Below are 11914 nucleotides of genomic sequence, written 5' to 3' on the forward strand. Positions count from 1 at the left end.
TATTAGTTATCGCCCTTACTCTCATTATCTTTCTTTAGAGTTTCTTTATCTGAAGCTTTTCCTTCTAATTTTTTCAACGTATCAGATTGATTTTCATTTAAATACTCTTCAAAAGATGGAGGTAAGGCAATTGTCTCATCCCATTCACTTAATACCGGCTGACTAGTGAATGGCATTAATGCTATGCCATCCTCTTCACTTTTTAATTGTTCAGCGCGTATATAATTATATTTACGATTACTCTCACCAGCCAAGGTCTCATCGTCTCGGATTATTACAGCTCGAATAAATACCATTAAATTACGCTTACGTTTTGTAGTACTGGTCGATTTAAACAGGTGACCTATAATTGGTATATCGCCAAGTAGTGGAACTTTAGAAACACTTTCTTGCACGTCTTCATCAATCAAACCACCAATAACGATAGTCGCACCGTCTTCTGCCAAAACCGTTGTATTGATAGAGCGTTTATTTATGCCTAAATCAACACCCGTTGCTCCACTGACACTTGACACTTCTTGGCTTATCAATAGCTGAACTGCATTACCTTCATTAATTTGTGGTGTAATGCTTAATTTAATACCAACTTCAGTACGTTCAACCGTTTGGAACGGGTTAGCATTATTACTTCCAGTTGAAGAACCAGTAATAATTGGCACTTCCGAGCCCACTAAAATAGAGGCTTCTTCGTTATCTAAAGTAGTAATTGATGGAGTTGCTAAAATATTAGAGTTAGTGTCATTACTCACAGCTTGAAGAACAACGCCCCAACCATCTTTAAAGATACCTGTAGCAAAACCACTTACGCTACTTAGTACCGAAGCCAGAGTGGTATAATCACCTTCAGTTGTAGTCGATAATACAGAGCCTACAGACTCACCATCGTCATTAGTATTGTATACAATCTCTTCCGTGGTTGTTTCTCTTGCGCTGTAAGCGGCTCCTGCAAGAGTGGATACTGGTGTAACTGCACCATTATTAAACTGAGTAAACCCAAGGTCTTCGCTGCCCCACTGGACACCTAAATTAATGCCTTCACTTTCATACACTTCAACTATTATCGCTTCAACTAGTACTTGCTGACGACGAATATCGAGTTGGCGAATAATCTGCTCTAAAGAACGCATCATGTCAGGTTCTGCGTTAATAACTAACGAGTTAGAATCTGCGTGTGCTTGAATTGAATAATCACGTTTTTGACTACGCGATGAGGTTTTAGTTGACGTCCCGCCTTTAGCGTCTGCGGCTAATGAGTCTGATACGCCAGTTAACACTTTAACTATCTCTTCCGCCTTGGCGTATTTCAAATAATGAACTCGAGTGTTACCTGAGCTTTCTAATTCCGCATCCAAACGCTCAATTAATTTAATAACTCGGCTACGAGCTTGCGGTTCACCACTAACAATAACGCTATTGGTTCTATCATCAGATACAATTTTAGGAATTAAAAATTCTGGTTGGTCTTTATTGCCTTTGGCACTGTAAATACTTTCCAAAATACGAACAATTTCGCTGGCTGATGCAAATTGCAATTTAACAATTTCGACTTTTAAATCACCAGCCCTATCAACACGATTAATAATATCAACCAAACGATTAACCGTTGCCGCAGAACCTGTCATCATTATCACATTTGATGGGTCATAATGCACAACATGACCAGAACCTGATTGATTACTAAATTGGCGTAATAGCGGAGATAATTCACGCACTGATACGTTTTTAACTTCAACAACACGGGTAACCATTTCATCACCAACACCTGGTGCATCATTACCTACTACTGGAATTGCAGAATTTTTTGCATCTTTAGCTTTAACAACTTTAAGAATACCGTTGCCCATATCAACAACAGCGTATCCATATACCTCTAATACGTTTAAAAAGAATTGGTAATACTGTTTTTCTGACAATAAATCATAAGAACGAACGTTTACTTTACCTCGAACCGTTGGGTCTATAATGATGGTTTTCTGTAAAATTTTACCAACAATATTAATAAACTCATTAATATCAGTACCTTTAAAGTTAGGCGAGTACTGAGCCGCGTGGACTGGTTGGGATACCCATAAGCTGGATAATGCCAATACAGTTAACGAGGTAGATAACGCCGTCACCTTTATAGATTTAACAAATTTAATTGTTAAGGTATTTATTGATGCTGTAAACAAACCCATTAAAACAAACTCCAGGGGTTAAAGTGCCAAAATAATATCAATTGCGGTATCGTCTCTAACGACCGTTATTGTTGCTTCTGTCATTGTTCGCAATTCTTTCATTACGCTCAATGCTTGTTGCATATCTGTTAAGTCATAACCATTTATACTTGTAGCTAAATCATTACGCTTTAATCCAACTTCTGAAAATAACTTTCCATCTTTCCCTGGGGAAAGTTTATAGCCTTTTAGTTCACCACTTCTTCTATATGGTTTAACTCTAATAACATCGAGCAACTTTTTAGGATCATCAAATAAGGTTTCCCTTTGTTCTCTTAAAGAGCGAGAAAGTTCAACATTTTCACGTTTATCAAGTCGCTCTTTTTTTAACGGCTTGCTTTTTTGTGCTGGATTAGGATCTTGGATAACGGTTTGCTGATCACGATTTACTTTATTTTCAGAGCCTGGTACTGAGGTTGAATATTCAATACCAGCTAGCATTAATGTCTCAAATCTACCTGATACAAACAAGATAACTCTATCTAGTAATATTTCATGTACAGATGCAGAAGTACCATCAATTTTTTCATCTATACCATAAGTATTTTGATTGCCCGCACTTTCTATTATTGCGACACTTGTTTTTGAAGTGGTATTTGAACTATCTGCGACTAAGCCAGTTAATTTAACATTCAAACGTGTTTTAGGTGCTGGTTGATCTGTTTTTTGTGGTGATTTAACTACTGTGGATTTTTTTAAATCGCCAAATAAATTAATACTCAGTAAATCACTAATATCTATTTTATTATTCGTTGCCGTATTATTCTGGCCGCTAAGAGAAGAGCTACTGATTGTAATTTTGTTATATTCTGATGATGTTGGTATAAATTTCCAAATTAAATCAGCCGATATATACGCACAATAAACCAACAAAGTGATTGTTATAATTTTACTCAATTTTTGATGTGGTAATTTGCCCGTAAAGGTATTGAGCTGCTCAAACAAGCGAGACGACTCCATTAATTTTGGTACTCCAATATATCAGTTTATTATTAATGTTTTATTGCGCCATTAACAATAACAAACTTAATTCCATTTGAAATTAGTGATTTTACCGCTCAGTATAACCTTACACATGGTTAAAAATCACTATTTATGCTAAATTATCGTCGCTTTTTAACACTTATTCCTAGGATACTTTAATAACTACAATGTCAGAAACCAAGGTACGCTTAGATAAATGGCTATGGGCCGCACGCTTTTATAAAACACGTTCTACTGCTACAGACATGATCAATGGTGGTAAAGTTCATTATAATGGCCAAAGATGTAAAGCATCAAAACTTGTAGATGTGGGTGCAAGCGTAAAATTGCGCCAAGGCTACGATTCAAAAACGGTCATAGTGAAGATAGTTTCAGACAAGCGACAGAAGTTTGAAATAGCCCAAACCTTCTACCAAGAAACTGATGAGAGCCTAGAATTGCGACAAAGCGATCAACTTGCGCGCGAGCAAAGTATCGCGTTTTCACCGAGACCAGATAAAAAGCCAGATAAAAAACAACGCAGAACCTTAATTAATTTTAAAAATACCGATAACTTTGAGTAACAACACCTTATGACTGAGAAAAACACACAAGACTTATTACACAGATATATTTTTGAACAACGTCACGTTCGTGGCGAAATTGTGCAAATGAGTCACAGCTATAATGCCATGCTAGAAAACCACCAATATCCAGATGTTGTAAAACAAATACTTGGGGAATTACTAGCTATCACTAGCTTATTAACAGCAACCATTAAATTTGAAGGTGATATTAGTATTCAACTTCAAGGTGATGGTCCGCTTAGTTATGCCGTGGTTAATGGTAATAACAAACAACAAATGCGTGCTACTGCTAAATATAAAGACGATATAAAACCCGGAACTATTCCTGAATTGATTGGCTCTGGCTATATGGTGATCACAATTGCACCGGATCAAGGTGAACGTTATCAAGGTGTTGCAGCATTAGATAAAGACTCGTTAACCTTATGTATTGAAGATTATTTTAAAAACTCTGAGCAACTACGCACTCGAGTTTGGCTTGCTACCGATACATCTGAGCACAACGGTAAATCGGCAGGAATGTTATTACAAATACTACCTGTTGAAGCAAAAGCTAACGATGACTTTACTCACTTAGAAGCATTAACTAACACGATTAAAGATGAAGAGTTATTAAATCTGCCAGCCAAAGAAGTACTAACTCGGCTGTACCATGAAGATAATCCAGTGTTATTTGAGCCTCAAGAGATCACTTATGAATGTGGCTGTTCTCGTGAGAAAACATCTGCTGCTATCTTAAAACTAAGTTTTGATGATGCAATGGCATTAATCGAAGAACGTGGTGATATAGAGATAACATGTCAGTTCTGCTTAACCGATTATCATTTTGATGCGGTAGACGTAGAAGCCCTATTTAAAGATTCAGCTGAGCAAAGTGATTCTATTAATTAGTCCGATGTTAAACATTAATTGCTTGTTTTAAAAAAGCAATTAATACATGTAGAATCAAGCATATCCAAATATATAAGGTTACTAAAACAATAATATGAAATTAATTAAACAATTTAGTCTAACTGCGTTAGTTGCATCATTTGTAACTGTACTTGCAGCATGTTCTGAATCAACTGATACCGCTAGCGTTGAAAAATCACGCATACAAGCTCACCTAGAATTTCTTGCTGACGATCAATTGCAAGGTCGAGATACTGGTAGCCGAGGCCATGAAATAGCAGCAAATTATGTTGCCGCAGAATTCAAAAAAATTGGTTTAATACCAGCTGGCACAGACGGTTATATGCAGCGTGTTCCATTTAGACGTGCGTATTTAGATCAAACCAGCACAGTTGTTAAGATTGGTTCTGGTGCTAAAACTATTGAACTAAAATACCCTCAAGATTATATGATGGGTGCTAGCACATCAACTACAGAATCAAGTGTAAAAGCAGAAGTGGTTTTTGTTGGTTATGGTTTAGTAGCGGAAGATTATAACTATGATGATTATGCCGGTTTAGATGTTGAAGGCAAAATTGTTGTCGCTTTAACCGGTCGCCCGAAAGCATGGCCATCTGAAGAAGGTGCTCATTTAGGATCTGGTAAAGTTAAATCTGAAAATGCAGCAAAACATGGCGCGATTGGCTTTGTAACATTACATACCCCAAAAAGAGAAAAAGTACGCTCTTATACAACATCTCTTAACTATCTAAACGCTCCAAGTCTTCGTTGGTTAGATAAAGACGACGCTCCATTTGGTGTGCAAAAGCAATTTAAAGGTGGCGCATACTTAAATATCGACGCGGGTAAAAAGCTATTTGCAAATGCACCAACACAGTTAGAAGACATTTTCACTTTAGATAATGAAGATAAAGAAATTAAAGGTTTTCCTTTAAATACCAGCATTGAAATTGCATCTAAATCTAGTCATGAAAAAATCAGTTCACCAAACGTAGTGGCAATTTTACCAGGTTCAGATCCTGTATTAAAAGATGAGTACGTAGTATTTACCGCTCACCTTGATCACATTGGTTTAGCAAAAGACGTAACAACTAAAGATCGTATCAATAATGGTGCAATGGATAATGCCTCTGGTGTTGCTGTATTATTAGAAACTGCACGTGTATTAGCAAATTCTGAACGTCCACGTCGTTCTATTTTATTCACGGTTGTTACCGCTGAAGAAAAAGGCTTATTAGGCGCAAGTTACTTTGCCAATAACCCTACGGTTCCATTATCGTCAATGGTTGCCAACGTGAACTTAGATATGCCTGTATTGTTGTATGATTTTGCTGACGTAATTGCTTTTGGTGCAAATCATAGCTCTTTAGGCGCGGTTGTTGAAAAAGCTGCTGGTGAATTAGGTATTGGTTTAAGCCCAGATCCTATGCCAGAACAAGCTATATTTACTCGTTCAGATCATTACAACTTTGTAAAAAAAGGTGTTCCAGCTGTATTCTTAATGACTGGCTTCACTTCAAAAACTGAAGGCGAAGATGGCGGAAAAGTTTGGGGTGAGTTTTTTGCCAAGCATTACCACAAACCATCTGATTCATTAGATTTACCAATTAACTATGACGCAGCGAAAGTGTTTGCCGATGTTAATATCCGTATTGGTTTAACAATAGCAAACCAAGACGAACGTCCTTACTGGTTAGAAGATAGTTTCTTTGGTAAAACGTTTGGACAAACTAAGTAGTTCAGTTAACTGAACAACTAAGCTTGTTAGAAAGCTAGGTTTATAAACCAATTAAACCGTAACTTATGTTACGGTTTTTTTTCACGTTGTGATCAACTCACAATGGATTTTGCGTACTTTATTGAGTCTGAACTAGAGGCTGTTTATCGCCGCTTAAACTAACTTAGAGTCTACTTTTTGGAACGGCTTACGGCTTATTTTCAGCCATAAAAAAAGGCGCTAAATAAGCGCCTTCTTTAATCTGTTATTTACATAACAATATATTTTATACTTTAGGAGCATCAATATTAGTGATTAACTCTAAATCAAAAGTATATTCATCAACCGCAATAGCTAGTTTACGTTTTGCATCGTAAGCAGTTAATTTATCTTTTTCTTCCGCTGTTATTACATCAGCAGCTAAAGACACATCAACTAAACCAGCAAATCTTAATTGTTTCTTAACTTTACCAGAGCGAGTTGCAGCTTTCATTTTATCTAACAATGGAAGCACATCTAATTTAGCTTTATAAGCATCCTCTAGTACGGTGAAACCATCACGGCCAACCATGCTAACTAAAGAAGTAAGAGTCTTCTTAGCTGCATCATCTTTCAATGTTGCTTCAGCAAGGTCAGTTATCATTTTGTCAGATATTTTTGAACGTTTGATAAACGGCATCGCTAAACTCGCACCTAAGAAACCAGAAACGAATCTATTAGGGAAGTTATCTGTGTACGCAAACAATGCATCTTCAGCTTGTTTTAATGCCCAAGTTGTACCGTGGTTGAAGTATGGTTTTAACTCTTCACGACAGTCGCTTTGCAAGTAAAACTTAATATTCCCCATAGCCATGAATAAGTAACTCATTACGTCACCTAAACGAGCAGATAGCATTTCTTTACGTTTTAAATCACCGCCAAGAACTAATAATGCAAAATCAGCTTGAACTGCTAATGCTGAAGACAAACGATTAATTTGTTTTTCAAATTTCTTAACCATAGGCTCTGCATTTTTACCACGGCCAAAACCTGGTAAGTAAGCAGTTGCAATACCACGTAAAAAGTTTTTAGTACTGTAGCCAATCGTTTTACGCATTAACTTATTAAATTCTTTATCCGCTGCTTTATCTTCAGAGTGAATTACAGAAATTAAGTCTTGAACATATGGGTGACAACGAGTTGCACCTTGACCAAAGATCATTAAGTTACGAGTTAAGATATTTGCACCTTCAACCGTAATACCGATTGGTGTTGCAAAGTAAGCACTTGCTAATACATTGTTAGGACCCATTTGGATACCTTTACCAGCTTGCACGTCCATACCTGCTTCAAGACAATCACGACCCATTTCAGTCATGTGATATTTAGCCATTGCAGTAATAACTGACGGTTTTAAACCTGCATCTAACGAGTTCAATACTAAGTGACGCATTGATTCTAAGTTGTAAGTTAAGCCACCAATTAGCGCTAATTGCTCTTGGATACCTTCAAACTTACCAATCGGCATACCAAATTGCTCACGAATTGCAGCGTATTCAGATGTTGATTTAAGAGAAGCGTGACCAGTTGCACAACCATTAGCAGGTAATGAAACACCACGTCCAGCACCTAAACAAGCCACTAGCATTTGCCAGCCTTTACCGATGTTTTTCTGTCCACCGATAACGAATTCCATTGGTACAAATACATCTGTACCACGTGTAGTACCGTTATAGAATTTAACGCCTAACGGGTTATGACGGTTACCAGTTTCCACACCTTCATAGTCTGTAGGTAGTAATAAACAGGTAATACCTAAATCTTCTTCATCACCTAAAAGGTTATCTGGGTCATACGCTTTAACAGCAAGACCAAGTACAGTGGCGATTGGTGCTAACGTAATGTAACGCTTGTCCCAAGTACAACGTAAACCAACAACTTCTTCGCCGTTATACATGCCTTTAGTAACAATAGCTGTATCTGGAATACCACCAGCATCAGAACCAGCTTCTGGGCTAGTTAGTGCAAAACATGGAATTTCTAAACCGTCAGATAAACGCGGTAAATAATGTTGTTTCTGCTCATCTGTACCAAAGTGAGCTAGTAACTCACCTGGACCCAATGAGTTAGGAACCATTACTGTTGTGGCAATTGGGTTACTTTTTGTTGAGATACGCGCAACAATAGTAGAACTAGCATAAGCACTAAATTCTAATCCACCAAATTCTTGAGGAATGATGAACGAGAAAAATTTATGATCTTTTAAGTGCTGTAAAATACGTGGTGGAATATGAATATTGTTGTGTATTTCTACATCATCCAACATTTCTAACAATTCTTCTAACGGACCATCGATGAAAGCTTGCTCGCGCTCCGTTAATTTCGAAGGGGCAGTCTGTAACAAAGCGTTAAAATCTGGTTTGCCTTGATAAATTGATGCTTCAAGCCATGTATCTCCAGCGTCTAGAGCTTCTTGCTCTGTGCGAGAAATTTCAGGTAAAATTTTTCTAAATGACGTTCTTAGGCTCATGATTGCCCCTCTGTTGTTTGTTTTATAGTTATTCCAAGTATAGGACTTGGTTTCAGATTCAGTTAAATATAATACATATTAAAACACAACTGGTCTGATGTCTTACCAGTCAGTGTATTAACTTTTTACTAAAAAAGAAAGTATTTCGTCTTAATAATTTCCATATGAGCTACAAAACAACATTGAATATTAATAATTTAAAACTATATTTGTATTAATAATAGGGAAATTGGAGCGTTCATGTCATTTGCTACTGTATATAGTCGAGCTAGAGTTGGTATTGATGCACCGCTAGTTACCATAGAAGTTCATATATCAAATGGCCTACCTTCATTCCAAATTGTTGGACTGCCTGATGCCAGCGTTAGAGAGTCTCGTGATCGCGTTCGTAGTGCTTTAGTAAATAGCGACTTTCAATTTCCACAAACAAGATTAACCGTAAACTTATCACCTGCTGATATACCAAAAGAAGGCGCACGTTTTGATTTAGCTATTGCTGTTGGTATTCTAGCTGCCTCCGCGCAAGTCCCTATCGATAAGTTAAATCAATACGAGTTTTACGGTGAACTGGGTTTAAATGGCGATGTACGTGGAATAATAGGTGAAATACCCACAACTATTGCCTGTGGTAATGCCAATCGCATTTGTATCCTCCCTCAATCAAATAGTTTACAGGCAGGCTTAGTTGAAACCACAGAGATGCTAGAAGCTGCGACCTTAATGGCTGTTTTTCATCATTTAACCGGACAGCAAAACTTGTCCTTTATCACTCCAGTGCAAACTCCTGAGTATGAAGTAGTTAATGTGCAAAATGATTTGAGCGATGTTATTGGTCAGGTTATGGCAAAACGTGCATTAGAAATTGCCGCTGCAGGTCAACATAACTTATTATTTTTAGGGCCGCCAGGAACAGGAAAGTCGATGCTGGCGTCAAGACTTGCCAGCATTCTTCCTGCGATGTCGATAGAAGAGGCATTACAAACCGCCGCGATTCATTCAATAAGCGGTAAGCCATTCGACTTTACTCAATGGCGAACCCGCCCTTTCCGTAATCCTCATCACACAGCATCCGGTGTTGCTTTAGTTGGAGGTGGTAGCGTACCTAAACCTGGTGAAATTTCCTTATCTCATAATGGAGTCTTGTTTTTAGACGAACTGCCAGAATTTGACCGTAAAGTTTTAGATGTATTACGCGAGCCGATGGAAACGGGAGAAATTACAATTTCCCGTGCAACTCAGCAAGCTGACTTTCCAGCTCGTTTTCAATTTGTTGGTGCATTAAACCCAAGTCCAACAGGTCATCATAATGATGGCCGCTGTACCTCAGATCAGGTTTTAAAATACTTAAATAAAATATCAGGACCTTTATTAGACAGAATAGATATTCAAATAGATGTTCCCGCATTACCCAAAGGCGCATTAACTCAAAATACAGAAGAAAGAGAAACCTCTGCAAGCGTTAGAGAGCGAGTAAATAGAGCAAGAGAGGTGATGTTATCTAGATCGGGAAAGCCTAATGCCTTACTTTCCAGTAAAGAGGTATCTAAATATTGTTTATTAGTTAAAGAAGATCAGATATTTTTGGAACATACTATTCATCAACTCAAAATGTCGATTAGGGCTTACCATAAAATATTAAAAGTGGCCCGAACAATAGCCGACTTACAGCAATGTCAAAACATAACCCGAACACATTTAATTGAGGCACTCAACTACCGAGCAATGGACAGGCTGTTAGCGCATTTGAGTCAGTAACAAATGCTAATAAAGAGTACTGATTACGTAGCCAATAAGCTTAATAGTTAAATTAATTGCTCAGACTTCATCCATAAGTAACAATCCTCTAACATTACGTCAATAGAGATATTATCGACATAACCTAATTCCGTTACCGATTTATGGCTTGAGGCTACTACTCGTTTTGAAACCATGATGGCTTTTTCTGGAGTCATGGTTGGCTCTTTCTTAGTTAATAAAGACAACCAATAAGAAGTATAACCAACCATACTTAATAGCCACTGAGGAACCGTTTTATTTGGTGTGTCTTTACCTAGCAGTTTTCCAATTTTTGTAACCACTTCAAGAAAGGCACAATCCGTCCCTGCTAAAATATAGTTCTCTCCAATTTTACCTTTTTCAAATGCAGCAATATGTGCAGCGGCTACTTCATCAACATGACAGTAAGAACCTTCTCCAGAAGGGACACCAGGCAAATCTCCATTATTGATCATGGTAAATAATTGAGACCAATTTTGTTTGTCGTGCGAACCTATAATTGCACATGGATTGAGTATTACAGCATCTAACTTTCTAAAATGAACAGCATCTTTAACTATTTTTTCACCTGAGTACTTGGTCTTTAAATAGTTAATATTACTCTGCATTGCCGTACTTTTATCATCTTCAGTAATAGTTTTAGTATGAAAGCCATAAGCAGAAATAGAAGAGGTATGAATAAAGCGTTTAACTTTTTTTTGTAACGCCACTTCAACTAGGTTTTGGGTTGCAATAACGTTTACTTGAAATTGCCTTTCGTTATTACAAGCCCACATGTTTGTGTCACCTGCAATATGGAAAATAGCGTCTAGATCATCAGGGACTATTTTTTGTAACTCATTAATATCAGCCAGCGTGCCTTCAACTAAAGTAACGCCTAGCTTTTCTAAATCGGCAACATTTGAGTTATGGCGATGCATAGCCGTTACCTGCCAATTATTAGCGAGTAACTGTTTAATAACGTGAAAACCTAAAAAACCAGTTCCACCTGTAACAAATGCTTTCATAATATTTTTGCTGTTTTAACAATTAATGTATAGATATATACAGTTAAAATTTTGATTAGTGAAGTAGTAATGATTTTAAAGATAGATTTCTTGATTAATGGCGCTCTCGGCAGGAATCGAACCTGCGACTCATCCTCCGGAGGGACGCGTGAGATCCACTTCACCACGAGAGCGCAAATAGCTTTAAACAGTCGCTTAAGCGCGAGCATTCTAATCAATAAAAATATTATTTACTACCTCATAATAAA

The 11914-nt window shown here is 37.3% G+C and carries 8 protein-coding genes and 1 tRNA gene; 4 read left to right on the forward strand and 5 right to left on the reverse strand.

Annotated features, from left to right (window positions below; genetic code table 11):
- Nucleotides 1-2: 2 nt before the first annotated feature.
- Together gspD and gspC are read right to left on the reverse strand one after the other, a co-directional pair.
- Nucleotides 3-2177 carry a type II secretion system secretin GspD gene (gene gspD / locus Q0940_RS06670; RefSeq protein WP_299265955.1) on the reverse strand — a complete coding sequence of 725 codons (2175 nt, stop codon included), beginning with the start codon at nt 2175-2177 and terminating at the stop codon, nt 3-5.
- 18 nt (nt 2178-2195) lie between these two features.
- Nucleotides 2196-3176 carry a type II secretion system protein GspC gene (gene gspC / locus Q0940_RS06675; protein WP_299265958.1) on the reverse strand — a complete coding sequence of 327 codons (981 nt, stop codon included), beginning with the start codon at nt 3174-3176 and terminating at the stop codon, nt 2196-2198.
- Nucleotides 3177-3367: 191 nt separating this feature from the next.
- On the opposite strand from gspC, the gene hslR reads away from it, so the two are divergent.
- The 3 genes from hslR (at nt 3368) to Q0940_RS06690 (ending at nt 6395) form a co-directional block, all read left to right on the forward strand.
- Nucleotides 3368-3763: a ribosome-associated heat shock protein Hsp15 gene (hslR, locus tag Q0940_RS06680; protein ID WP_299265961.1), complete on the forward strand. Its 396-nt coding sequence runs from the start codon at nt 3368-3370 to the stop codon at nt 3761-3763.
- A 9-nt stretch (nt 3764-3772) separates the two neighbouring features.
- Complete coding sequence (hslO, locus tag Q0940_RS06685; protein WP_299265964.1) at nt 3773-4657, forward strand: Hsp33 family molecular chaperone HslO; 885 nt, start codon at nt 3773-3775, stop codon at nt 4655-4657.
- Nucleotides 4658-4751: 94 nt separating this feature from the next.
- A complete protein-coding gene (locus Q0940_RS06690) occupies nt 4752-6395 on the forward strand; it encodes a M28 family metallopeptidase (RefSeq protein WP_299265968.1) in 1644 nt (547 codons plus the stop codon).
- A 265-nt stretch (nt 6396-6660) separates the two neighbouring features.
- Here the strand turns inward: Q0940_RS06690 and Q0940_RS06695 are convergent, their stop codons facing one another.
- A complete protein-coding gene (locus Q0940_RS06695; RefSeq protein ID WP_299265971.1) occupies nt 6661-8883 on the reverse strand; it encodes an acyl-CoA dehydrogenase in 2223 nt (740 codons plus the stop codon).
- A gap of 240 nt (nt 8884-9123) precedes the next feature.
- Here Q0940_RS06695 and Q0940_RS06700 point away from each other — a divergent pair, with 240 nt between their 5' ends.
- The gene (locus Q0940_RS06700) at nt 9124-10638 is read left to right on the forward strand and encodes a YifB family Mg chelatase-like AAA ATPase (RefSeq protein ID WP_299265974.1); all 1515 of its coding nucleotides are present in this window, start codon (nt 9124-9126) and stop codon (nt 10636-10638) included.
- A gap of 47 nt (nt 10639-10685) precedes the next feature.
- Here the strand turns inward: Q0940_RS06700 and Q0940_RS06705 are convergent, their stop codons facing one another.
- Together Q0940_RS06705 and Q0940_RS06710 are read right to left on the reverse strand one after the other, a co-directional pair.
- Nucleotides 10686-11666, reverse strand: coding sequence for an NAD-dependent epimerase/dehydratase family protein (locus tag Q0940_RS06705; RefSeq protein ID WP_299265978.1), 981 nt, complete (start codon nt 11664-11666; stop codon nt 10686-10688).
- Between the two features lie 98 nt (nt 11667-11764).
- Nucleotides 11765-11839, reverse strand: a tRNA-Arg gene (locus Q0940_RS06710).
- Between the last annotated feature and the right edge of the window lie 75 nt (nt 11840-11914).

Source organism: uncultured Psychrosphaera sp., assembly GCF_947500655.1.
Classification (GTDB): Bacteria; Pseudomonadota; Gammaproteobacteria; order Enterobacterales; family Alteromonadaceae; genus Psychrosphaera.